We start from the raw sequence: 25,334 nt of genomic DNA, 5'->3' as shown, positions 1-25,334 counted from the left end.
TTTATTACCTTTCACAAGCATAGTTGTCTTTATCGCGGTCCATACTTGGTACATAAGCAGGATGACCAGCTGGAACACCGTTTGGATATGTACCTCGTAAATCGGTACAGTTTGCGAAATCTTCCCTTTCTCCTGACGTTGTAGAAGCAGTTGATTGATTTGAATTTTCTTTTGCAATAGAGGTAGAAGTACTTTTACTTGCAAGTTGAGTATTTAAACTATCAACTTCGTTTTGCAAACTTGTATTTTTAATTGTTAAATCACTAATCTTTTTATTTAATGAATCTTTTTCTGTTGAGAATGCCTTTTTTTCTTCTTCCAATGTTTTTAAATTATTTTCATATTCGGTAATATTAGAAGCTGTTTCTTTAATTTCTGACTCAAGATCCGTAATTTGTTTTTCAAGCTTCGTATTTTCTAATTTTAAAGTATTATTCTCTGCTGTTAACTTTGTATTTTGTTCTATTTCATCATCAAGTTTAGCTTGAACTCCTGTATCCAAAAACAATATTCCAACAATAAAAAATATTATTCCACCAATGAGCGAAGGATAAAAAATCTTTTTAGATAGTGCTCTTTCTTTGTTTTTCATCTTTTTGATAAAATGGTAGAGTAGGTAAAAAAAGAATATAAAATAGCGAGAAAACCTAATATTGCGATGGCTGGCATAACTAACACTCCCTAAAATATAATCATTGCTAACCACTAAGATTTATATTTTTAGACTAAAAAAACAAGCACTTATTTTTTGAAACTTCCTTCCTAGTATATATCTATAATTCTACAAAAAAATACAATTTCCTTTTTAAATGTTTAGATAGGCGTTACATATCACCATATATTTTTATGATTGATTTTGTAATAGCAATTAATAGTATGGGGGATTTAAGAATCATTTTTATTACTTAAACCCCCAATTACGGACGTAGCATCTTGCGAAAGTAGAAGCGGATCAATGAAAAAAGATGGTTCTCTAGGTATATCCTTTTTGATCAATAGATTATTTTATTTATGTAACAAAAAGAAAGATGTTTAAGAAAGCTTTTAAAATGGTAAATGGTGAGGAAACAGTATTTTTTGGGCTGAAAATTTGAGTGATTTATTATTTGAGGTGGCTTTTACTTTATGACCTTAACTAAAGAGTATCTCCCTATATTGGTAGCAATTGTTGCAGCATCATTAGCATATTTATATACAAAAAGAAATAATAAGCTTAATAATTTTTATGCTCAGGTGAAGGAGAGCTTAGAGGGCATATTAGGATCAATGTATTTTGACTTAAGAATTATTCTCCAAATTGAGGATGAGTTTGAAAAAAACTATGAAGTACAAAAATGGTTTAATAAGCATGGTCGTATTGAGATGTCTCTTTTCAAATTGGGTGACCGTAATCTGATAGATTCTTATTTAGATTTAGAAAAGGAATATAGGAAATCCAGAAACAGAACACAGATAGATCAAAAAGCGTTCTATATTAACTTGGAGCGCTTTTACAGCAAGTTAGATAAACACTATTGGAATTCTTTCCAATCTTTATATACTGACTATAACTGGTTTAATACAGTTTTAAATAGACCTTTTCCTGTTAAAATAGCTTTGGAAATAGGGAGAAACTTACTGAACTTTTGTGAACTAATATTTTACATAAGTGCTGTTACCATATTTTTTGGAATTTACTTTGGAGTATTAAAAAGATTAAGTTTACTTGAAAAATATTGGATACCTATTGATTTTATAATGATAGCAATAAGATTAGCGGCGATTTCTATTTTTCTAATTTCATTAATAAGTATGTTTTTACCTGGCCACACTAAATGGACTGAAGTATTCGAAAAAGTTGGGAATTTCATATTATCTCCAGTAAGAAAGTTAATTAAGATATTAAAAAGAGAAAAAAAGTAATTATTTTCTTTTATTCAGTGTAATTAGGGTCTGTCCTTTAGAAACAAAAATTTAAGTGTTCTATTTTATTTACCGAGATTCCATTGACTGGACATGTAGACTCTTAAAGTGTGATGTTTTGTGAAGGATGGAAGGAAATGCACACTACCTTCTACGATTAAAGTCTTTCCATAGCATAGGCAGTAAGCTACCTTTTATTTATCCTTACCAAGTAACATAAGCATTGATGGTAACTTATAAATTCATTTATACACACATACAAAAAGAGAAGACTGAAAACCTCCTCTTTTTTCATTTAATCCTTTTCACGATAATTGGTTCTTTTCTCTCCCAGCAGTTTCGCAGCCTTTTTAGCCTTCTCCTGTTCAGGGTTTGTATAGAGGGCAGCGGTTGTGGTCGACGTATGACCCAGTTGAGTCATCAGCAAATGAATATCTCCTGACTGCTCCATTAAATTCGTCCCATATGTATGCCTCAGTTTGTGTGGCGACATCGATTTATTGGACTTAAAGGCTTTCGTGTATTTCTTTACTAAAGCCTCGATGGCGCGGTTGGAAAGGGGAGTGGCTCCATCATTCACCCTCGTCAAGAATACATAGGCCGCATCATCGTTTGATCCCCTATAACGTTCCGATCGCACAGCTAGGTAATCTTTTATGTCCTGCATGGACGGAGGAGAGACTGCCACTACATCCTTTTTTCCACCCTTACGTAATACATGTATTTGTTTTTCCTCGAAATCCAAGTCTCGTAGCCTTAAATTAGATAACTCATTCACCCGGATGCCACTTCCTAAGAAGAGAGATAAGATCGCAAAATCACGTTCCTTGTCCCTTTTAAAATATATGAGTTTTCTGGACTTTTCAGGTAGCTCCTTTTCATAGTCATGCTTCACGAATTCAAGAAACCGAGCATCCTCATCATTGTGGAAAATCTTCGTCGATATTCTGGAAGCACGCGCCCCCAGAGTCTCTTTCACTTTATTCACTTCAATTTTCAACATGACATTTCGATAGAAGTAAGGTTCGCCTTCCTCATTTTCCGTCTGGGTCGTTAAATACTTGAAAAGGGAACGCAATGCCGAGATTTTCCGATTGATGGATACCTTTTCCGCTTTTTTTGTTTCCTGCTTATTGATGGGGATGTTTCTCCGTTCTAAAAATTTGATAAAGGATTGAGCTTCGATCAACTTCAACTTTTCCAGCACGGACAGGGGGATATCCTTAATATGCTCCTGCTCAGCAATGCCTTCAGCTATTAGCCACTCCAAAAATAATTTATAATCAAGAACGTAATTCAACAGGGTGGAAGGGGAGCGGGTATCCAATTTATTGTCAACATATTCAACGATATAGAATGGCATGGACTTAACCAGCTGTTCCAATTTCTGCTCATGGACTTGATGTTGTCTGGTATTGGCCATTGTTTTACTCCTTTTTTAACATTAATTTATGCGTAAAATTCAATTTTTACGAATAGTTGTTTACATAATTATATTATGTTTAAGTTACTAACTTACGTAACAGTCCATGCACGGAAGACTAGGACTGAAATAATTAACTTTTCACAGGAACTTTTACATACTCATATTTTTCTGGATTTTTAAGTTTATGATTTTCGATAGCAGCTTCAGCAGCATCTTTCGTTTCAAAGATTTTATCTACCTTGATTGTTTCTTTATTTGTATGGAGATCATAAACACGGATTTTGTAATTCATCATAAACCCCCCTTTATTAAAATTTAAGGATTTGTTTTGTATAGTCAGTGAAATCCTCTAGATGGTTCGTAACAATTTGCTGCAAAATGTCTAGATTAACCGTCTGGTAATCATGAACGGCTATGTTTCTGAAACCCACCATGGCCTTTAATCGTTTGACCGTATTTTCGTCAATAATTAAAGCCCCATGAAGCATATCAAAAGCATCTCTGCTGGTTTGAGGCAATCCTAATTTCTGTTCAGCTACAATATGCATAGCCAAGTCGATTGACGCTTCGCAGGCCCTTTGTATATTGAGTATGATGGAGTCTTGTTTGGTATAGTCCTTTAGGTTTTCTGGATTGTTTTCGTATACAACCTTAACCCGGTTCATGCAACGTTCTATAACACTGATTTTGTTCAATATCACATCATTCTTCATAGATCGTCCCACTTTCTCCTATTTTTTTTAAGATATTTTCGCGTTCCTCATTCAATTTAGCGTACATGCTTAGTGCAGTCATTTGGAGGTTTTTAAGAAGAGTGTCATTCGCTGAATATATAATGGTACCGGTAGTATATATCTGGGCTTTAAAAACCGTGGATGCTGTACGGATATTGACCAAATCCACCTCAATTTTCAGAATATCTGCCAATTCCTGTGCCAGCTGAAAAACTTCATATGTAGTAAGCGATTGATTCTCACAGTAGAATGCAATATCGATATCACTGTCTTTATGTGTAGATTTTTTGGCATAAGAACCAAAGATAATAATGAAAACGGGATCTATTTTTTTTATGAGAGTATCTTGAATGGTTTGAAACATCTTTGTATACATAAGACACGCTCCCTTAATTATTATATGAAGATTATACCAAACATTCATTCTCATGTCCATTTATGCGTAAAATGAGTATTTTACGCATAAATAAAATATAGATGTTATCAGATATGATTTTGTAAACGAACCGAGATATTACGAAACCCTAACCTTTCACTTACATTGAAAGGTTGATAAGTGTGAACCTAAACATTCCTATCGGTGACCTAAGATTCCAAATTTGAGCGATTTCTTTATTATCAAAAAATGCTTTAATTAAAAATTAAGTAAATAAACATACTTTTACATCCATTGGTTGCAGTTTCTTTAGCAAATTAAAATCCTATTTCAAAAAAGTGGCTGCCACATTAAGGACAGCCAACACTAGACTAGTTATAAAATAAGAATTTTTTATTCACTAAAAATCTAATTATTCTAAAGTTTAATACCTAAACATAAATATACACCTAATATTTTATATTTTTAATATAAATGCTTTTAAATTTCCAGCGATTTTATTTAGATTTCCATTTTCGTGCTCCCAAATAAAGACAGGTTCTAACATTATTCCCCGTGTATTCACCACTTCTTCCTTCAAATAAGTTCCGTTAGGAATTGTTTGCTTCTTCGCAGATAACGAACGCCTAGCATTCATCCTCCTTAATCTGTTCAGTCCTTCCTTATCTTTTTCGAGTAGACAAGTATTATGACCTCTGCTGACTTCTGATGACTCAGCTGTCCATCACTGGACAGGTTACCAAGTGTACTTAGCTATCATCAGACCTCCCCGGGTAAGAGTGCAATCTTTCCCTCCATCTATCTGCTTCATTTACTCTGTACCACTTCGGCAGTAAGGACTTTGTTTTGTTTCGCAAACTCATCCAATGATACCTAGCCTTATATGAAGCTCGTGTTCCTCAGACCGGAGGTTTGCCGCTTGCTTCCTTCAGATTCTACGTCACCGTGGACACCCTTGCATTAAGCTAACCACTACTACGCCTTCATGGTTCGGTACTTTCACCCTATAGATTGCAACCATGCCGGGCGCACGAAAAAGCTGCCTTAAGACAGCTCTTCGGATAAATCCTTCGCCCATCCTTACTTTTTCATAACGGGGATCCATATTTCACTTCTAAATGTTGGTGAGGTTACATCTTTATTTTCATTCCAAAGGATTTCCGGCCCATCAATTTGTTCATAGTTAGAGACTGGGAACCATTCAGAATAAATACGTCCCCATACATTTTGCAGTGTTTCAGGAAAGGGGCCGACTGCTTCGAATACCGCCCATGTAGATGCATCAACTTCAAGCTGTGTTAAGTTATCTGGGCACTCCCTCGTTGTTGCTGCGCCGATATAATGATCAAGCTCCCCTTTTTCGTCCAACCTTCCTTCGGAAAAGTTCGTAGATGCACTAAGCAGTCCTAATGGCTCGACATTCGATAGGTTTTTAAGTTCATTTATCGTTTTCTCGTCTAAACTTTCCCACATAGATGAGATCTCTGGATTAACCCCGTTAAAAATGATTGGAACTCTTTTTTTAATTCCAATTATGTGAAATGCCTCTTTTTCTTCAATTCGATAGTTCATTTCACTGCCTCCTTTAATGGATAATTGGAAGGACATCGGTGGATAGGCTTTAAGTGAATGGCCATTACTTCTTGCTTCTGATGGTGTGATGCCATGCAAATGTTGAAACGCTCTTGCAAAAGAATCTGGTGAGCTGTATCCGTTCTTTATCGCTAGATCAATTACCTTTATGTTGTTATCTTTAAGCTCAAACGCTGCAAGCGTAAGTCGTCTTCGGCGGATATACTCGGATAGTGAAATACCTGCAAGGAACGAAAACATCCTTTTAAAATGATATTCCGAGCAATAAGCTAGCCTTGCAACTTCTTTAAAGTCGATTTCGTTCGTAAGATTTTCTTCAATGAATTTAATGGCATCATTCATATTTTTGAGCAAATCCATTCAATGACCTCCTTATATCAAAAGAATAGCAGGAGTTGAAACAAATCATCCGACATTCTGTGCACGATTATGTAGGGTCTAATCCCTTTCACACCTGTTGTTGAAATAGTCTTATTGTTGATATGGGGATTTACGGACTTTTTGCATAAACCGTTCTGGATTATCAATCTGATTAAAACTGTATTTTTTATATAATGCATGTGCATCATTAGTAGCTAACATAAACCTACGAACCTCTTGTAGTTCGGAATGGTTGGTGATAACATCCATTAACCATTTTGATAATCCCAATTTACGATAGTCTGGTAATATAAACACATCGCTAAGGTACGCAAATGTTGCTAAATCTGTTATTACCCTTGCAAAACCAACTTGTTCAATACCTTCATTTCCTATTTCACCTTTATAAACCCCAAAACATAATGACGTATTTTCAATTGACTTTATTACTGTTTCCTTTGGTATCCCCTTTGACCAGTAAGCTTCTTGATTCAAAAAATTATGTATTAACTCTACATCTAAATACTGTTTATTAGTAGAAATCGAAAATCCTTTAATATTCATTTTACATCCCCCTGAACTTTTTTAATTTTCTGTAATTATATCAAACAACCGATTTTAATCTATTAAATTTACTTGCTCGATTAAGTTCATTTACCATCTTCTTTAACAATCTATCCCCTTGTTGAACAATCCTGCCCCGTAGTTCCATAAGAAACTTCTATGGCGGCGAATGGGGCGTTCTCACTTCCTGGACGGGAATAAATAGGGACTCGGGACGCTTTGGGCGTACTCAAAGACCTCTTCAAAGCAATTCGCGATATACATGTCGCGGATTTTTTGCGTTTTGCCTTCCTTGACCCGAAGAATCTTGTTTTGTTTGCCTTTAAGGTCCAGGATCTGCTTCGTGGTGAGCTTGAGTAGGTCCCCAACACGTAGGCCGGTCTCACAGCCTACAACAAACAGGATGTAATCGCGCTCCGAACAATGGCGCTTCAGCGCTCATTTAATATCTTCTAACTGCTGCTGATCCCCCGGATTGGCTGCACATTTTTTTGTTGTGTCATCATCATCGACCTCCCCTTCTTCAAACCCTTATGTACCAATGATTTGAATGTACGATAATTTCATAAAATCATACATTTCTAACTTTTAGGCATTCATTTTAACTTATGAAAACATAGATTTTTCATTTTTACTAGATATATGGAAGGATTTAACCAGGCTAATGATTAATTAAGAAATACATAGCTATTAAAGATAGGATTATGGGAACCTTTCCCCCACTTTCCCGACCATAAAAACCCTTAACTTCATCCTCTTTATGGATGAAGTTAAAGGTATACATATATATAACAACTATTTTAAAACTGAGATGGAATCAACATTCACCTCCGTAGAAGTTTTACGGGCAACAGGATCTGCCTGACCAGTCCATTCAATAGATAATACGTGCTTACCTGCAGTTAGTCCTGTTTTACTGAAGATTTCTTCTTTATACTTAGGAGTAGCAGCATGCAAGCTATAATTTGCTGATTTTCCGTCCAATGTCACTTTTACAATTCCTTGTTTGTCATTTTTTATAGCTTTATAGGATATTCCTGTACCATTAAACACAATTTTCACAGTTGAACCGGTTTGGTTTGTACTTGTGTATGAGCTTGCCGACGCACTTCCATCGGATATTTTATTCCATGTTCCTTCATATCCAAAATATTTACTTGTATTTTCATATGTTCCTGCTCCAATGCCTTCTGTAACAGAAAGAGTGTATTTTCCAGCTCCACTAAAAGCGTGGGCATTCAAATAATATGTGCCTGTGTTAGGAGCTGTAAAAGTAAAGGACTCCTTGGATGAATTTGTAATTTCTGAATGTGCTACAATGCCGTTGCTCGAATTTACAGTCTTTGTAGTGTCGTTATACAAATATAAATCAAAGTCCGTCCCGGAATCACCAGTTAGTGTAGCCTTCACCTTTTCCCCTTTTAATAGTTTAATAGAATAAACATCATTTTTATCTTTACTTGCATCAAGTGAAGTACTGATACTTCCTCCCTTCCAAGCAATACCAGGGATATCAGAATCTACCTCGAAATTAACAGCTTTCCCTGCATTCACAAGTCCTCCCGTACCAACTTTTCCTGTTAATGAAGACAGCTTTGTAGTGGTTCTCAAGATGGCATCCTTGATTTGAATGGGAGTATACGATGAACGTGCGCTTTTTACTAACGCTGCTACTCCTGTAACATGCGGGGTAGCCATGGATGTTCCATCAAGATATTCATAAGCCGTAGAATAGTCGCCTTCCACACTTGGGGTTGTACTTAAAATACTTTCACCAGGAGCAGCGACATCTACGCTTTTTGCACCGTAGTTAGAAAAACCTGAAAGATTTCCTGTATTGTTAATAGAGGCTACAGAAAGAATGTTAGGCAAATCATAAGCAGCAGGATACATTGGACTTGTATCCGAGTTCTCTGCAAAGTTACCTGCCGCAGCTATAAATAAGGTGCCTGAGTTTTTAATAGCATCCTTTAATGCTTGTGAATTTTCTCCTCCACCCCATGAGTTATTCAAAATCTTTACACCTTTTGCCTTAGCATATTCAATGGCAACAATCGCATCAGATTCGTACCCTCCATATGGTCCGAGAAACTTGAGAGGCATAATTTTAACATTTGGAGCAATACCGGTAACTCCAATTTTATTTGCTTTTGCAGCTATTGTTCCTGCAACATGAGTTCCGTGGAAGTCTTCCTCTCCTCGAATGAACAATCTATTATTTTTATCATAAAAATTCCAGCCGTTTACATCGTCTATATATCCATTTTTATCATTATCGATTCCATCGTTAGGAATTTCTTCAGTGTTTACCCAAATTTTATCTTTTAATTCTGGGTGATTAATTTCGATTCCTGTATCAATCACTCCAATAACAAGAGAGGAACTGCCCTTTGTATTAGACCATGCTGCTTCCGTATTTATATCAATACCTTTTTTACCAACTTGTCCTAATATTTCCTGTCCAGTATTTTTAAGTCCCCATAGTTCGCTATATAGGGGATCTGTAACTGCTGTCGGTTGATATACATAGTTTGGCTCTACATACTCAACATTAGAAGAAGCGTTAAGTTCTTTTAACACATCTGCCATCTTTTTATTTTTGGAAAATTTCATTACATGTGTTCCTTCTTTATTCAATTCTTTTGCATTTGTTATACCTAAAGTAGTGCTCAGGGATCCTAGACTTTTTATGGAGTAATTCTTTTTAAATTTTACGATAACCTCATTTTCTTTATACTTCTTTGGTTTGTTATTATTAAAATAAGTAAGGATTTTTCTTTTTTTAACTTCGCTACTATCTACTTTTATTATCTCCTCTTGTATGTTTCCTTCTACCTTTTTCTCAAGTTTAACAACTTGAGGAGTATTCGTAGAAGTGGCAGCAAATGTTGTTGTCCCCCCAAATAATAATCCTACAGCTCCGCATATACCTATTATCTTTTTTTGTATTCTCATTCTCTAATCTCCCTCAGCTTTTTTGTTTTCATGATAATAATTTGGTAAGAACAAAAACCTCCAATATACTATTTATTAGATATGTAATTCTTTCGCCAAAAAGGATCAAATTCAGTGTTTTTCAAATAGAGAACAACTAAATTTTTCCTTCCATGGTGTTTTTTAACAACTAATCAGTAGTTTAATAGATGTGAATTAAATATTCAAGTGTTCATTTAGAAAAAAATGTATATTAATAAGGTGAATGAATAAATAGAAAGGGCATGTTTTGAAAAAAGATGAATCAAAACATGCCCTTATACTATTTAATTGGATTATTCTTTTATAAAAAAGATTGGTCATTTTTGTGTTCCTTCATCAACTAGTCGAGTAGAAGGGAACCTCTCTACCTTACGGTAGATTGTGTTCCTGCCCCCCCTCACAGAACCGTGCTTGCGCTATTCACGCACACGGCTCCTCCTAGTTACCATTCACAAAATGTAGCTAATGTCAGATTCAGATTTTGCTAATTCTGCTATCCTTAGTAGTTTGTTTCCATTTATCCCTACCTCTGAGTGTAGTAAATGTTTCCCTAGTAAGGGCGATAACTGGTAGCTAGCCTTTCCTCCATCGGCATTACCCAACTTCATTGGTACTACGCTGCTATCCGACTCCCTACACAGCATTTGGTTTCCTTGCTTTTTATCGCTTGTACACCATACTCTTCTAACAAGAAAAGACCGGTAGGGTCTCCCGAGTTGCCGTATCATATCAATGTGTAACGTGCCAGGGTCTCTGACTCCAGAGAGGTTTTATCCATCTTGCCCTTAACGAAGGATAAAATGTAGCTTTCTGCTGTGCGTAAAGCATCAGCCCTCTCGATTTACTAACATTATGGAGCTCAATCCCTTCAACCATTTGGCTTTCGGCCCGCCACCTAACTGTCTACGCTTAAAGACTAAAGTTACCTTTAGCCCTCCAAGACTCGCTACGAGCGAATGGCTAGTTCTTACTCGACGGGAATCCCACCCGCTATATGATACGACCTAGGCTCGGCCGCACACGCACCCGTTAGTTTAAGTGTAATATTTCACAAATATTATAAATGAGAAAAATGAATAACTAAAAATACAATAGGGGGAATTATTATTGATGGCAAAAGATTTAAGGTATTACATTTCTTAATCCCCAAAATATTTAAACCAGATGCGATTATCAATATACCTCCTACAATCGTCACTTCGTTCAGAAGATCATTATTTATGGAGTTCTCCATTAAAATGGCAATTAAATAAATGGCACCTTGCCAAATAAATAAAACAATTCCTGCAACAGCTATCCCAATACCAAATGTGGATGCTAACACAATCGAGGTAATCCCATCCAACACCCCATTTGCAAGCAGATACGTATAATCTCCCTTTAACGCTGTCTCTACAGGACCTAAAATAGATAACGTTCCAATACAAAATAATAGGATAGCAGTCGCTAACCCCTCAGCTAAATTACCTCTGGAATATTTATTAACTAAAGCATTAAATTTTGATTCTAAATTCAGCCTTTGACCGAGCAATCCCCCTACGGCTAAGCTTACAATAAAAAGTACCGGATATTTGCTGGAAGGTAAATGTTCCACTAGTGCATTTATTCCTAACCCCAACGCAACTAACCCCATAGCCTGCATTAGAATGTTGTGATATTCATCTTTTATCCCCTTTTTAAAGATGCTTCCGATAATGCTTCCGATTACTATCATCATTGTATTAAAGAATGTTCCAAACATAATCATTTCTCCTTTTAATTATTGTTCTATCCAAAAATATAGACCCTCCTGTAACGGGAGGGTCAACACTTTATTGGTATTTGTATTTCTGTCAGATAGTCTTCTTTACTACCGGAGATATAATGGTCAATTATTGTTCTTTCAATGGAATCCCCGATAACTTGGAAACCGTTATCTTGAATACAATTGAGTAAGCTTCTATAATGTTCGGGGGAATCGCTGTGATTTCCATTATAATAAATGCAGGCATACATTCCTTCGGGAAGAGTTGTCACTAAAGGATTTTGAATATCATCTTCTTCGACTAAAATAAATATCGAGTTATATTCATTGAACTTGTTGTTTAATGTATTATTAATACTTATCGTAAGACCTACTCCCCCAATAAATATAGAAGAACTCATATTAGACAGACTCTCTAATCGTCGTAAGGAAACTTCCATCTCAGGTTCTGAACTGATTATTTCCATTAATCTTACTATCCTTCTCTCTTTCCTCTCCTGTATGAATGGCACTTCCAATTCTTTTATTTCTCGTGCTAATTTAATGTCCTTGATTCGATTTTGGAACCTTCGGTTAATTCGTTCCAGTTCTTTCATTTTTTTTTCGGTTAATCGTTTCTGTTCCTCTAAGAGATACAAAAAACCATCGATATTCCTGTGATCCAGATGTCCCTTGATCTCCTTTAATGAAAAACCTAAATCCTTTAAATAATGAATAGTGTTCAAATGTTCAAATTGTTCCGTTGAATAATATCTATAACCGTTGTTTAGATCCGTATGTATAGGTTTTAATAAATCCATTTCATCATAATATCGAAGGGTTTTTATGGTCGTATTATGGAGTTTAGCCATTTCTCCAATTGAAAATCTATTCTTCAATTTAATCTTCCTTTAGAAAAACTTTATATTATCACTATAATACACAATTATATGAAGTTAAACTAACCTGCCCCGATAGTTCCATAATAAAAAGCTGCTTAAAGGCAGCTCCGATCTTCAGCTAACGCACCCGTTAGTTCTATATAAAATCAGGTAATTATTAGACAATAAATTTGGTAAACCACGCAATATATCCTGCCCCTGGAATGAAAAATACTTGAGCTAGTATCGTTCCTAATAAACGAGAAGTAACCATCATAAGAGATACACCCTTGAGATTAAGGTAACTTCCCTTCTGATTTATTACGTCATCCGCAAGAATAGATATTTTAGGGTCAATAAAAATTATAAGTAAAATTGTAGCTATTCCATTTATTAGACCCGATGCCATAATAGCTGTTGTTGCTCTTTCTGGAGCTATTAAAGCAGCATATAACGCAGATAACACTCCAATTGTATAGATTGCAGTTATTACCATATTAATTAAGAACAATCTTATGGGAATATCTTTCAATCTAATATCCTTTAAGTAAGAAAACTTTGGTAAATGAATGTGTTTTATCCCACGTTTAATGTATTCGAAAGTTAATCCCTTTTTTATTAAAGATGGTATAGAACCTCTTTCTTCAGATAAATGAACAATAGCCCTTGAAAAAATTGCAATAAAAGTAGGAAGTAAAAGAATACCCATAATTGTTCCTAATGTTGATGAACCAATAATGATTCTATATTGGTTTTCAACAAACTCTAGGGTATTTACTTTTGGAGCATTATCAACCAGGCTCCCTGTAAATGGTTGCTGCATCATATTCGCTAATCGAGAAATCATAACCATCAAGTTAAATAAGGATAGAGCTGAAGCTAACAATCTTACTCTTGCACCAGATAATCTGACTGCATATGCAAGTGTTTCGATAGAATGGATAATAAATATAAATAGAGATATAAGAATTAATTTTTCTGTTAAGAGTTCCAAAACAAATTACCTACTTTAATATTTTTCTTCCCATATTACCACATATATTTCCAATTTGTGTTATGGAACTATCCTGCCCCGTTAGCATTCCTGTAGATCGTTAAATATCAGGTTTGAAAAAAATAAAGCCCCTCAGTAAGATATGAGTATAGAGACCAATCTAACTCAAAACCTTAAGGAGGAAGCCCTACTATGAATTTTAAAATGCAAAACAAACAAAATCAACTAATTGAGAGAATTACGGATCAACATCTAGTTGTTGGTGTGGATATTGCCCAACACGTACACGTGGCCCGTGCAGTAAACTATCGGGGCATTGTGGTCGGAAAACCTTTGTCTTTTCAAAATAACGAAGAGGGTTTTACTAGCTTACTAAACTGGATAAAGGAACTAAAACACTTGAAAAACTTAGACACCACGATAGTCGGAATGGAACCTACCGGTCATTATTGGATAAACCTTTCAAAGTGGCTAGTCAAACAAAACATGGATGTTGTCACGGTCAATCCTCACCATGTCAAAAGAAACAAAGAAAATCGTGATAATACGCAATCCAAAAGTGATAAAAAAGATGCCCTTGTCATCGCTGATATGGTGAAGAATGGCTACTATGCCTTCGTTCGTTCCACTTCAGAGTCATTTGAAAAACTTCGTGTCCTTATGGCTAACCGAGATGTGCTCGTTAAGCGTCTTGTTAGCTCCATCAACCAAATTAATCGCTGGGTGGATGTTGTCTTTCCCGAGTTCCGGGAAGTGTTTAAAGACGTATCATGTAAAGGGGCAATCGCAAGCCTACGCCTCTTTCCTACTCCAGCTGAATTATGTTCCTTACAGCCTCAAGATATCGTAACCGGGTGGAAATCATGTATGAAGCGACATTCCGGGCATAAAAAAGCCCATTCCCTGCTTGCGTTGGCCAAGCGTTCAATTGGTACGAAACAAGCCCTTGATGCGTATAGACTTCACTTGGGACAGTTATTAGAGGAATATGATCTCGCTTCATCCCAACTCGAAAGAGTGACGCAAGAAGTCACAAACGTCTTGGAACAGATTCCATTCGTTAAGCCATTACTTGCCATTAAAGGAATCAGTGAGATTTCACTAGCGGGCATCTTAGGAGAAGCTGGAGATCTAAGTGGGTTCGCTCACGGGAATGCGCTCCTTCGTCATGCAGGATTGCATCTAGCTGAAGCAAGCTCTGGGAAGTGGAAAGGCCAAATTGTTCTTTCCAAACGTGGAAGATCACGCCTGCGGCGTTACCTTTTCCTTGCGACCATGAGTCTGGTGATGAATAACCCTGAGTTTAAAGCCCTACACTCGAACAATGTTAAAGTGAAGAAGATTAAGAAAATGAAATCCATCATGAAACTATGTGGAAAACTTGCCCGTGTTCTAGTAGGGATTGCTCGTAATGGCTCTGCCTATAAACCGGAAATGGTCTTCCCTCTTGAACAACTAGCAGCGTAAATTTACATTCACATTGTTATTAACGAAAGTTGGCTTATTCGTAGGATTTCAAAGAAAGCACGAAGTACTGGATGTAATGAACAAAAGGGCAATGACCCGTTCCGTTAGCAAAACCGGCCTCCACCCCCTGGATAGGTGTGACGAAGGAATGAAAGGGCATATGATTATGACCCGTTGAGACATGGGAGGGAAAGCCTCCAGGGGCAGCGTGGAAAATGCGTGCATCATATGTAATAATATGGGATTTTTAATAGATCCCCTATTTCAATCTGCCCTAATCTTATCAAAACGGTCCTATCTCTTTCGTTCATCTAAAGCAACCTATACCATGTGGTATGAAATCCTGCGAATAAGCGAGTATTCGTGAGCATTATCTATTAAACTGAGGGAGTTCTATAAGGGGCCCTACCAACAAAACACGGAAAACATACGCTTAGAGAATTTTTAGCTGAATACAATGGTAAGGAAATCCAAATATAAAAATCCTAATTTCTCGTTATTAAATTAACACAGAAAAATTGGGATTTATTCACTTCATTAAAGCGTCCTATAATTAAAAAATTCGAAAAAAGTATTCAAAAGAGGACATAAGTAATCCATGTCCTTATTGATTCTTAATGATTTCACTTAACTGAAATATGCCTATTTTAATTTCATCTAGCGAAGAAAAGCCAAAAGATAATCGTATAAACTGTCCTGATTGTTCTGCATAAATACTACCAGGGTTAAGAAGAAGACCTTTGGATAATGCTTTATCAAATAACCTTTTCACTTTAAACATAGGTTTTATTTTAATCCAAATAAAGAAACCACCTGTTGGGACATCCCATGTAGCATAAAAACTTAAATGTTTGTTCAAAGCTTCTAAAGCCGTACTTCTCCGAACTTTAAGCTGTTCTCTTACATTTTCAAGATGTCGATCATATAATCCACTGGATAACCACTCCGATGCAACGAGCTGAGACAACGTACTTGATCCATAATCCGATTGCATTTTTAAATCAGCTAATCGGTTAATAACTGATTCGGAGCCAACTACCCATCCAATTCGTAAACCAGGACTTAATGTTTTTGACAAACTACCAAGATATAACACATTCCCATAATTATCCATTGATTTCAACGGTTCTGGTGGTGGGGTATCCATCCATAAATCACGATACACATCATCTTCAATAACGGGAAGTTGTTCTCTTTCACAGTATTCAATGAGTTCCTCCCTTCTTTTCTTCTGCATTAACGTGCCTGTTGGATTATGAAAGGTTGGGATGGTATATAAAATACTCTTTCTTTTTTCCTTTATCTGATAAATTGAATCTACCTTAATCCCTTCCTTATCCATTGGTAATCCCTTCAACTCCATACCCATAGATTGAAAAACAGTCAACGAGTAAAGGTAAGATGGCACTTCTAAAAATACAGTTGACCCTCTTTGTAGAAGTCCTATTGAAATAAGATGTAAAGCCTGAAGTGCACCTGAAACTACAAGAATGGATGATGGAGATACTTCCATTCCTCTTATTTTTAGATAATCACTAATTGCTTGGCGTAACTTTATATTTCCCTTTGGTTCTTCATATCCAAAGGGTGACAATTGTTTCGAAACCTTTTGTACAATGGACCTCATTTCTTCTAAAGGGAACATCTCTGGTGATAATTCTCCTTTACTTAATTGAATCAGATTATTATTAGATTCAGCTTCATTGATTTCTCGTACCGTTGAAACACTCGGTTTATGAATACCTAAAGTGACGTTTTCATTCCAATTGGTTGAGGATCGATTTCCCATCAAAGTCCAAGTATTATTGGTAACAACAGTCCCCTTTCCTGCTTCTCCTTCTATCAGTCCTTCTGCCATTAGTTCTTCTAGTGCTGTTATGACTGTACTTCGATTGACATCAAACATTTTTGCCAGATGACGTTGACTTGGTATCCGACTACCTATTTCCCACTCACTCTTGGAGATTTTGTCTTTTATGAAATCAACAATCAATTTGTATTTTGGCTTTTTCATATGTACTCCTTTTTCCCATCCAATTTCAAATTGGTTGGTTTTTTTCTATCTAACCTGTTGAAGACATCTTACCAAAGTCATATTAAGATGAGAACTATCAGATTTTACTGGTTGGAATAAAACATAGGATGAGGTGTATTTATTTTAAATTTAAAACTTATTTTTGCTCATTTGATTACGATTATTCTATGGGCATCAGCATTCCCTGGGATAAGAGTTGCACTGACTGCTTATTCACCTGAACATGTGTCCCTTTTACGATTATTAATTGGATCATTAACATTGATTCTTGTTGCGGTTATTCAAGGTATTCGTTTACCAGAAGTAAAAGATGTACCAATAATTTTATTACTTGGTTTTTTAGGGTTTGCAGTTTATCAGACGGCACTAAATTATGGGGAACAAACGATTAGTGCTGGGGTTGCTAGTTTATTAGTTTCAACAACACCTATATTCACAGCTTTGTTGGCTTTTCTTTTTTTCCGTGAGAAGTTTGGATTTTGGGGATGGGTAGGCTCATTACTTGGATTTTCTGGTATGGCATTTATTTTTTTAGGTGGGTCAACTGAACGTTTTTCTTTCAATATCGGGATTATCCTCGTTTTAGTTGCATCCCTTTCAGAAAGTATTTACTTTGTTTTTCAGAATGTTTATTTAAAAAAATATGGTTTTGTTACTTTTACAATATACACGATTTGGTCAGGTACTATTTTCATGATGATATTTTCTCCAGGTCTTGGAGAGGCGATTATTCATGCTCCCATAGATATAACACTAGTGGTTATTTATCTAGGAATTTTCCCAACCGTAATTCCTTACTTTACTCTAGCGTATATTACCTCACGAACAGGAGCATCAGAAGCAACAAGTTCTCTTTATCTAACCCCTGTTATCTCCTTTCTTATAGCCTGGTTCTGGCTTGGGGAACTTCCAACTACTTATGCTGTAATTGGAGGACTTATAACGTTGAGTGGAGTCTTTTTGTCAAACATGAGCAAACACAAGCTAATAGGAGGAAATTCAAATGGAAATATATCAAGCTACGATTGAAGACTTAAAAGGAGTATCAAATTTATTTAATTTTTATCGTGTATTCTATCAAAAATCATCAGATTTGGATAATGCAAAAACATACATAAAAAAACGCTTAGAAAGTAAGGATTCTGTAATATTTGTTGTTAAAGACAAACAGGAGTATATAGGATTCACTCAACTTTATCCTACTTTTTCATCAATATCTATGAAAAGAGCATGGATATTAAATGACTTGTATGTAGCTGTACAAGCCAGAAAACAAGGAATAGGAGAAATGCTTTTACATAAAGCTAAAGATTACGCTATTCAAACTGGAGCTAACAGCATAAGCCTCAGTACGGCTCCTGATAATTACTCTGCACAAGGGTTATATGAAAAGAATGGATACAAACGTGATGAACATTTCTATCACTATGAATTAAGTTTAGATTAAGAAACAAGGGCGCTTCTATAATTAAAGAAACATTAATAGAAAAAAGTGTTTGATTTTGTAAAAATCAAGCACTTTTTTCTGTATTTCATTTCATAAAACACGATCAACAGATTAACCTAAGGTACAAAAAATTCCCAATATACTTAGTTGAATTTTTTTATTAGGAGATTTCCTTATCATCGTCGAAAACAATTTCTATTATTGCAAGTAGCAATGCAATAATAATCTCTGTTTTCAAGGAAATTGTAATACTTTTCATAAACTCATCCACTGCGAACAGGACTAGCCAGTTCGATATGCCTTCAAAACTGATTCGGATAAAAAATACTTTAATTTTCCCTGTTATATTTCGGATAGACAGCTTGAAAATTGCTTTGGAAAACAATTCGACAATGATTCCTAAAGTAAAGAAACTGACAACAAAAACAATCAATGACCAGATAGATTCATATTGAACGCCGAACAGTTCAAAAACCCCTGCTAGTCCAAAGAAATAAAGCCCCAATACAAAGCCCACTACCTGGGTAATGAGAAATGCTAATCCGGTAACTGTTGCCATCTTTTCTTTAATATTCATATTACGAAATGAATCATTTTTATTTTCTGGCATAGGTCTGTTTCTCCTCTGTTAGATCTCTTTACTTCTGAATACCTAACTTATTTTACCAATAACTAATCTTTTTAGAAATATCTCGTACCGTTCGACTACACAACGCTTATTGAACTCCCTCAGTTTGATACGAATATCTCTCGAATGCTCACTTATTCGCAGGATTTCATAACCCTTGTAATGGGATTTCCGGGTAATTGAAATGAGATCAGATCATTTTGGCTTCGTGAAGGCATAGTTAAATAAAGGAGCCAGCTACAACTCCATATTTTACCATATAATGTACATCTCCACGCCGCCCCTGGAGGCTATCCCTCCCATGTCTCAACGGGTCAATTGCCCTCTCATTCCTTCGTCATGCCTATCCAAGGGGTGGAGGCCAGTTATGCTATCCTGATGGGTCACAGTGCCCTTTTGTTCAAGAAACCTGGTACTCCGTACATATTTGAAATCCTACGAATAAGACAACATTCAAAATTAAAGTTAACTATTTTAAAATGATACATTCTATATAACTAATGTTTTATTTCTATGCTGCTAAAGGGATTATTACTTGGACTTTATTTGGACAGTAAGACTCATTCCGTCGTGCTATTCCTACAAAGATCCTTGTTAGTTTACCTATCAGTTTCATGATTGACTTCATTTTCTTTATCTTCTTTACCTTCACATTATGGGAATGGATGGCTTTAAACTCAGGGTTATTCATCACAAGGCTCATAGTTGCTAAGTAGAGGAATCGTCGTAGTCTTGACCTTCCACGCTTTGAAATGACAATCTGACCTTTCCATTTGCCTGAACTTGCTTCCGCTAGATGTAATCCAGCATGACGTAATAGAGAGTTTCCGTGAGAGAAACCACTTAGATCTCCTGACTCACCTAGTATCCCCGCTAATGAAATTTCACTTATTCCTTTAATCATAAGTAGTTTTTTTGCAAATGGTATTTTATTGAGAACTTCTTTAACTTGTTGTTCAACTCTTTCGAGTTGTTTTACAGCGAGGTCATATTCTTCTAATAATTGTTCTAGATGGAATGTATAAGCATCGAGTGCTTGTTCAGTTCCAATAGAAGATTTTGCAAGATTGATCAGTAATTGAGCTTTTTTAGGTCCTGGTTGTCTTTTCATTAAAGACTTCCAGCCCCTTATGACATCTAATGGCTCCATTGAAGATATTTGATCTGGAGTTGGAAACAAGCGAAGGGTTGCGATGGCTCCTTTGCATGAAACATCTTTAAACACTTGTCGCAACTCTGGAAAGACAATATCTACCCATCGATTTATTTGATTAATAGACATGACGAGACGTTTAGCAATCACATCACGATTAGACATTAGAACTCTAAGCTTCTCAAATGATTCTGATGATGGACGAATAAAGGAATAGTAGCCGTTTTTGACCATATCCGCGATAACGAGCGCATCTTTTTTGTCACTCTTAGATTGGGTATTATCACGATTCTCTTTATTCCTTTTTACTAAGTGGGGATTGACTGTTACAACCTCAATGTTTTGGCTATATAACCATTTTGAAAGGTTAATCCAGTAATGGCCTGTAGGCTCCATACCTACTATTGTGGAATCTAAGTTTTTTAGTTTTTTTAAATCATGAATCCATTTTGATAGTTTAACGAACCCCTCTTCATTATTTTCAAATGTAATAGGGTCTCCAACTACAATTCCACGGAAGTTAACAGCTCGAGCAACGTGTAATTGTTGAGCGATATCCACACCTACAATTAGATGTGTATCAGAAATTCTTTCTATTAGTTGATTTTGTTTGTCTTGCATTTTAAAATTCATATTAAGGTTCCTCCTAAGGTTTTGAGTTAGAGTGATGTCTTACTCATATCTTACTGAGGAGCCCTATTTTTTTCAAAGCTGAAAAATAACGAACTACAGGAATGCTATCCTGCCCCTTTAGTTCTATAAGGAAAAGCTGCCTTCAAGACAGCTCCGATCCTCAACTAGTCGAGTAGAAGGGAACCTCTCTACCTTACGGTAGATTGTGTTCCTGCCCCCCTCACAGAACCGTGCTTGCGCTATTCACGCACACGGCTCCTCCTAGTTACCATTCACAAAATGTAGCTAATCTCTCAGATTCAGATTTTGCTAATTCTGCTATCCTTAGTAGTTTTGTTTCCATTTATCCCTACCTCTGAGTGTAGTAAATGTTTCCCTAGTAAGGGTGATAACTGGTAGCTAGCCTTTCCTCCATCGGCATTACCCAACTTCATTGGTACTACGCTGCTATCCGACTCCCTACACAGCATTTGGTTTCCTTGCTTTTTATCGCTTGTACACCATACTCTTCTAATAAGAAAAGACCGATAGGGTCTCCCGAGTTGCCGTATCATATCGATGTGTAACGTGCCAAGGTCTCTGACTCCAGAGAGGTTTTATCCATCTTGCCCTTAACGAAGGATAAAATGTAGCTTTCTGCTGTGCGTAAAGCATCAGCCCTCTCGATTTACTAACTTTATGGAGCTCAATCCCTTCAACCATTTGGCTTTCGGCCCGCCACCTAACTGTCTACGCTTAAAGACTAAAGTTACCTTTAGCCCTCCAAGACTCGCTACGAGCGAATGGCTAGTTCTTACTCGACGGGAATCCCACCCGCTATATGATACGACCTAGGCTCGGCCGCACACGCACCCGTTAGTTGATTAGAATTACTTCCGACTCAAACAGTTAAAATAAACTTTTTACTAAACGAACTATCATTCTTGGAATAAAAGTTAAGATGTTAAAAACCAATTCAGATAAGATTGAATCACGAATTTCATTCATTATGTCTTTAAAAAAACCTTCTTTGCCTTTCTTTTTTTCTTTTTTCATCTTTTGTAACCTCTTTATCTTTTATATTCATCTAAATACTTCCTCAATTATTCTGACTCTTTAGTCCATAAAAAAAGAGCTGCTGATTGGCTCCTGATATTGAGGAAAAACATCCGTTTGTTCAATCACAAAAAATATATAACCCACAATTGAGATAAAATGATTAGTAAAAATGTCAAACCTAGCCCAATTAATTCCTTTTTTGTTGCCTTTTCTAGTAAATACCGTTCAATTAATGTTAAAGACAATCCAATGACTATGAGGATATAAGCCATAGACCGATAATCATTGTAAACACCGTAATACAAGGTGGAAACAAAGTGGATAATTCCTGCTGTTATCCATAAAAGTAACGCTGGAATAAACAAGAGCTTTATTCTATTTTTTAAAATTTTCATTGTAATATCACTTCTCCATAAAGACACCTTACCAAAAATCGTCCTTTATACCTCAAGAAAAAATTCCCTTTTCTTAATGAACTAACCTGCCCCGTTAGTTGCATAAAAAAAGGCTGCCTTAAAGGCAGCTCCGATCTTCAGCTATAGCACCTGTTTGTTCAACTAGAAGGAAAGATCCACTTACATCACTATACTGCTAATTTTGTAAACAAAAAGAGCATTAACCCTTTGGTCAACACTCTAAAATCGATTTAACATACATTAATAACTAATACATGAAATTATTCGACTATGCCAAGCGTAGATTTTAATATCAATCTTTATTATCTTCTTCTTCATATAAATCGTGTTCACCAATATAAATAGGGCCGTTTGCATAATCAATTCTGATTGGCCATTCATACGGAACGGATAAACGGCTTGCTACACCTCTCCAAAATTTACTCGAATCGGTTTCAAAATCTTGAAACTCTTTTAATAGTTCTTTATATGACGAACCGTCGAATTGTATATTCATTTCCTGCAACCTCATGAAAGCCATATGTCTAATTTCAAGCTCAGCTGCCTTTTCCATTTCTTCTTCAGTTGCCTCTTCGATAATGGTTCCTGGCGGAGGTAAAATAGCGTAGATATTATCTACTTCTTCTACCGTTTCTTGTGCGGGGATCGATTTATTTCGAATCCGATTAAGCATAAAGTCAACTCCTAATGGTTTTCATCTATTATATATAAGTCTATCGAGCTGCGTAAACTAAATCCTATTCCTTAATGAACTAACGCACCCGTTAGTTGATGAAGAATTACAGTTTATAGACAAATTCTCTGTATTTTTTAAAAGTCCCTTGCAGCACTGTTCTTAAACTAATAATATAATTCTATTAAATCTATTCCTTGATCGTTCGCAATTTCATATATACATTCCATAAGACTTGAACATAAACAGACTTATATCTTTTTTTAAACGAAAATAGTCTATGCAAATGCTTTTAAGCGTCGATGATAGAAATTAACTACTCCCCAAAGAACAAATAGAACAACCGAAATTGCAAAGAATACATAGTAATAAGGTTCATATTTTAGATAATCGTATGTTTCATATTCCCATTCCACATGCCAAGTATCTTCTCCAGCAATTCCTTGTTTCATTAAGCCATTTTCACCAAATTCACCAGTACCTTCTCGTCCATGTACAAATAATTGTTCACTTGTTTTTTTACCTTGTTCTTCAGTGTTTTTAACCAAAGCAAAATAACTAATATTCTCAAAATATCTTGAGTTTCTATCAACCATATCTTTTAACGCTTGCTCATCTTCTGGTGTGAAATTTCCTTTTGTATCGAATGTTTCTACAACATGAACCATTAAATCTGATGTTTCAATATATTTATTATCTTTCATATACAAACTAATTGATACTACCAAGCCAATTAATAAAAATATAAATGCTGAACGAAAAAGCCATTTTGCAAACTTTTTTTGCGATTTAAACATGGTTAATAACCCACTTTTAATTTGTTTTTCGTCTCCAAACCTTTCTAAAGCTATTGAAATAGCTTCACTTTCTTTTATACCTTTTGCTTTTAGTTCTTCAACTGCCTCTATTAAATGTGAACGCATTTCTTGCTTTAATTCTTTCGCTTCTTTCCCACTTACATTGGCATATAAAGAATGAACATATTCATCAATACCTTTCATCTTTTTCTCCCCCCATCTAAAAACGAATCAATCACATCTCTAACAAATTCCCATTCTAAACGCTTTTCTTCAAATCCTTCTTCCCCCATTGATGTAAGTTTGTAATATTTTCTTCTTCCTCCTGGTCCTTGCTCATCCCCCCAGTAAGAAGAAATCCATTTATTCTTTTCTAATCTCTTTAAAGACAAATAAAGCGTACCTTCTTTTAATTCAAATTGGTCATCACTCTTTTCTCGAACGATTTTGGCTAATTCATAGCCATACATATCTCTGTTATGTAAAAGTGAAAGGATCAGTGTGTCTATATGACCTTTTAACACTTCTTTGTTTACTTCCAAATTTTCCACCTCCTGGTATTAATATAATTTATATTACTTTATAATACAAGGTATTCATTTAAAAAAAATAATACGAATCCTTAATCAACTAACCTGCCCCGATAGTTGCAAAAGAAAAAGCCGCCTTAAAGACAGCTCCGATCTTCAGTTATAGCACCCGTTAGTTTAAGTACATACTTCACAATTTTGAATGGGTATAAATAACTTGAAATTTTAGTCGCCAACGAAAATGGCTTGAAAAAGACAAATAAAAAATTCTGGCTCTTGTATAGGGCAATCCTCTTCAATTTCTAAATATGTCTTGAACCATTCAGTAGTTTTCATTTTCCATCTTGCTACTTCTCTACCTTGATGATAAAGTTTGGCCCAATCCATCATTTCCTTTTTTACTAAATACTCTGATGAATCATTTGTAATGAGGAATTCAGGGACAACTACTTGCCAAGATTTATAACTAACATTAAATACTTCTTTGGTTTTATAGTTTATCACTCTATATTCTGGTTTTCCCATCCACTTTGTTACCTTTTTACACTGATAAACTAAATCGTTATCATTTGAATAAACATCAAACTGAACATACCAATCAAAACTCCATAAGTAAGTTACTATTCTGGTAATAAAGTTTTTAAAAGTCCTTTTGAATTTACATTTCACATTACCTTGTTCATCAATCACATCAATTAATTTAGTTGAATCCTTAATCTTTGGGGGAAAGTATATAAGCTTCTGCATTTAAGTTCCTTTATCCTTTATTTAAAATTTACTTTGAACTTTTGATTTCTTTGCTGACTAAACGGCTTCATCGATTTTCCACTATTTTAATTAGAATCACTGTATAAAAATACCATATTCTTATGAATGTTGATATACTTTTTCTTTCACTAACCTGCCCCGATAGTTGCATAAAAAAAAGCCGCCTTAATGACAGCTCCGATCTTCAGCTATAGCACCCGTTTGTTTAAGAACATCTTTT

At 35.6% G+C, this 25,334-nt stretch carries 25 protein-coding genes and 1 pseudogene; 4 read left to right on the top strand and 22 right to left on the bottom strand.

From position 1 onward, the window contains the following. Positions 1-4: 4 nt before the first annotated feature. Entirely contained in the window at positions 5-592 is a 588-nt protein-coding gene (locus tag UP17_RS25300; RefSeq protein WP_061466382.1) for an excalibur calcium-binding domain-containing protein, read from the bottom strand. Between the two features lie 533 nt (positions 593-1,125). Here UP17_RS25300 and UP17_RS25295 point away from each other — a divergent pair. Beyond that, positions 1,126-1,902, top strand: coding sequence for a hypothetical protein (locus tag UP17_RS25295; RefSeq protein ID WP_061466381.1), 777 nt, complete (start codon positions 1,126-1,128; stop codon positions 1,900-1,902). 295 nt (positions 1,903-2,197) lie between these two features. Here UP17_RS25295 and xerS read toward each other — a convergent pair whose 3' ends face one another. The 12 genes and pseudogenes from xerS to UP17_RS25240 form a co-directional block, all read right to left on the bottom strand. Beyond that, positions 2,198-3,325, bottom strand: coding sequence for a tyrosine recombinase XerS (xerS, locus tag UP17_RS25290; RefSeq protein WP_061466380.1), 1,128 nt, complete (start codon positions 3,323-3,325; stop codon positions 2,198-2,200). Positions 3,326-3,458: 133 nt separating this feature from the next. Then, positions 3,459-3,620, bottom strand: coding sequence for a hypothetical protein (locus tag UP17_RS28110; protein ID WP_155727554.1), 162 nt, complete (start codon positions 3,618-3,620; stop codon positions 3,459-3,461). Between the two features lie 16 nt (positions 3,621-3,636). Continuing rightward, positions 3,637-4,041, bottom strand: coding sequence for a type VII toxin-antitoxin system HepT family RNase toxin (gene hepT, locus UP17_RS25285; RefSeq protein WP_061466379.1), 405 nt, complete (start codon positions 4,039-4,041; stop codon positions 3,637-3,639). Continuing rightward, positions 4,031-4,438: a type VII toxin-antitoxin system MntA family adenylyltransferase antitoxin gene (gene mntA, locus UP17_RS25280; protein ID WP_061466378.1), complete on the bottom strand. Its 408-nt coding sequence runs from the start codon at positions 4,436-4,438 to the stop codon at positions 4,031-4,033. The genes hepT and mntA overlap by 11 nt, the downstream gene beginning before the upstream one ends. Positions 4,439-4,895: 457 nt before the next feature. After that, positions 4,896-5,075, bottom strand: a complete 180-nt coding sequence (locus tag UP17_RS25275; protein WP_061466377.1) for a hypothetical protein — start codon at positions 5,073-5,075, stop codon at positions 4,896-4,898. Between the two features lie 443 nt (positions 5,076-5,518). Continuing rightward, a complete protein-coding gene (locus UP17_RS25270) occupies positions 5,519-6,391 on the bottom strand; it encodes an AraC family transcriptional regulator (protein WP_061466376.1) in 873 nt (290 codons plus the stop codon). A 111-nt stretch (positions 6,392-6,502) separates the two neighbouring features. Next, a complete protein-coding gene (locus UP17_RS25265; protein WP_061466375.1) occupies positions 6,503-6,955 on the bottom strand; it encodes a GNAT family N-acetyltransferase in 453 nt (150 codons plus the stop codon). A 183-nt stretch (positions 6,956-7,138) separates the two neighbouring features. Further along, positions 7,139-7,458: pseudogene (locus UP17_RS29825) on the bottom strand (tyrosine-type recombinase/integrase); the annotation flags it as partial. Positions 7,459-7,750: 292 nt separating this feature from the next. After that, positions 7,751-9,910: a S8 family serine peptidase gene (locus UP17_RS25260; RefSeq protein WP_061466374.1), complete on the bottom strand. Its 2,160-nt coding sequence runs from the start codon at positions 9,908-9,910 to the stop codon at positions 7,751-7,753. Positions 9,911-10,988: 1,078 nt separating this feature from the next. Beyond that, positions 10,989-11,672: a DUF554 domain-containing protein gene (locus UP17_RS25250; RefSeq protein WP_061466372.1), complete on the bottom strand. Its 684-nt coding sequence runs from the start codon at positions 11,670-11,672 to the stop codon at positions 10,989-10,991. A gap of 62 nt (positions 11,673-11,734) precedes the next feature. Continuing rightward, positions 11,735-12,553, bottom strand: coding sequence for a MerR family transcriptional regulator (locus tag UP17_RS25245; protein WP_061466371.1), 819 nt, complete (start codon positions 12,551-12,553; stop codon positions 11,735-11,737). A gap of 160 nt (positions 12,554-12,713) precedes the next feature. Then, on the bottom strand, positions 12,714-13,529 hold the full coding sequence (locus tag UP17_RS25240) for a lipid II flippase Amj family protein (protein ID WP_061466370.1): 816 nt from the start codon (positions 13,527-13,529) through the stop codon (positions 12,714-12,716). A 192-nt stretch (positions 13,530-13,721) separates the two neighbouring features. On the opposite strand from UP17_RS25240, the gene UP17_RS25235 reads away from it, so the two are divergent. Then, positions 13,722-14,996, top strand: a complete 1,275-nt coding sequence (locus tag UP17_RS25235) for an IS110 family RNA-guided transposase (protein WP_061466369.1) — start codon at positions 13,722-13,724, stop codon at positions 14,994-14,996. Between the two features lie 604 nt (positions 14,997-15,600). Here UP17_RS25235 and UP17_RS25230 read toward each other — a convergent pair. Further along, positions 15,601-17,034: a MocR-like pyridoxine biosynthesis transcription factor PdxR gene (locus UP17_RS25230; protein WP_434218705.1), complete on the bottom strand. Its 1,434-nt coding sequence runs from the start codon at positions 17,032-17,034 to the stop codon at positions 15,601-15,603. A gap of 117 nt (positions 17,035-17,151) precedes the next feature. Here UP17_RS25230 and UP17_RS25225 point away from each other — a divergent pair, with 117 nt between their 5' ends. Continuing rightward, entirely contained in the window at positions 17,152-18,060 is a 909-nt protein-coding gene (locus UP17_RS25225) for a DMT family transporter (RefSeq protein WP_061466367.1), read from the top strand. Continuing rightward, a complete protein-coding gene (locus UP17_RS25220; protein WP_061466366.1) occupies positions 18,035-18,478 on the top strand; it encodes a GNAT family N-acetyltransferase in 444 nt (147 codons plus the stop codon). The genes UP17_RS25225 and UP17_RS25220 overlap by 26 nt, the downstream gene beginning before the upstream one ends. Positions 18,479-18,638: 160 nt before the next feature. Here UP17_RS25220 and UP17_RS25215 read toward each other — a convergent pair whose 3' ends face one another. The 8 genes from UP17_RS25215 to UP17_RS25185 form a co-directional block, all read right to left on the bottom strand. After that, the gene (locus tag UP17_RS25215) at positions 18,639-19,088 is read right to left on the bottom strand and encodes a YrvL family regulatory protein (protein WP_061466365.1); all 450 of its coding nucleotides are present in this window, start codon (positions 19,086-19,088) and stop codon (positions 18,639-18,641) included. A 529-nt stretch (positions 19,089-19,617) separates the two neighbouring features. Next, on the bottom strand, positions 19,618-20,892 hold the full coding sequence (locus UP17_RS25210; RefSeq protein WP_061466364.1) for an IS110 family RNA-guided transposase: 1,275 nt from the start codon (positions 20,890-20,892) through the stop codon (positions 19,618-19,620). Positions 20,893-21,780: 888 nt separating this feature from the next. Then, complete coding sequence (locus UP17_RS28105) at positions 21,781-21,927, bottom strand: hypothetical protein (protein WP_155727553.1); 147 nt, start codon at positions 21,925-21,927, stop codon at positions 21,781-21,783. A 125-nt stretch (positions 21,928-22,052) separates the two neighbouring features. Then, positions 22,053-22,325 (bottom strand): hypothetical protein, encoded by a 273-nt coding sequence (locus UP17_RS25205; protein WP_061466363.1) that lies wholly within the window; start codon positions 22,323-22,325, stop codon positions 22,053-22,055. 313 nt (positions 22,326-22,638) lie between these two features. Next, positions 22,639-23,019, bottom strand: coding sequence for a hypothetical protein (locus tag UP17_RS25200; RefSeq protein ID WP_061466362.1), 381 nt, complete (start codon positions 23,017-23,019; stop codon positions 22,639-22,641). A gap of 278 nt (positions 23,020-23,297) precedes the next feature. Next, positions 23,298-24,020: a permease prefix domain 1-containing protein gene (locus UP17_RS25195; protein ID WP_061466361.1), complete on the bottom strand. Its 723-nt coding sequence runs from the start codon at positions 24,018-24,020 to the stop codon at positions 23,298-23,300. After that, a complete protein-coding gene (locus UP17_RS25190; RefSeq protein ID WP_061466360.1) occupies positions 24,017-24,358 on the bottom strand; it encodes a PadR family transcriptional regulator in 342 nt (113 codons plus the stop codon). Before UP17_RS25190 ends, UP17_RS25195 begins: the two co-directional genes overlap by 4 nt. Positions 24,359-24,571: 213 nt before the next feature. Next, positions 24,572-25,093 carry a tubby C-terminal domain-like protein gene (locus tag UP17_RS25185; protein ID WP_061466359.1) on the bottom strand — a complete coding sequence of 174 codons (522 nt, stop codon included), beginning with the start codon at positions 25,091-25,093 and terminating at the stop codon, positions 24,572-24,574. Positions 25,094-25,334 lie beyond the last annotated feature (241 nt).

It is taken from the genome of Peribacillus simplex (assembly GCF_001578185.1).
GTDB classification, from domain to species: domain Bacteria; phylum Bacillota; class Bacilli; order Bacillales; family DSM-1321; genus Peribacillus; species Peribacillus simplex_A.
Note: the sequence above shows the minus strand (reverse complement) of the source record. Positions and strands in the feature narration are given on the sequence as shown.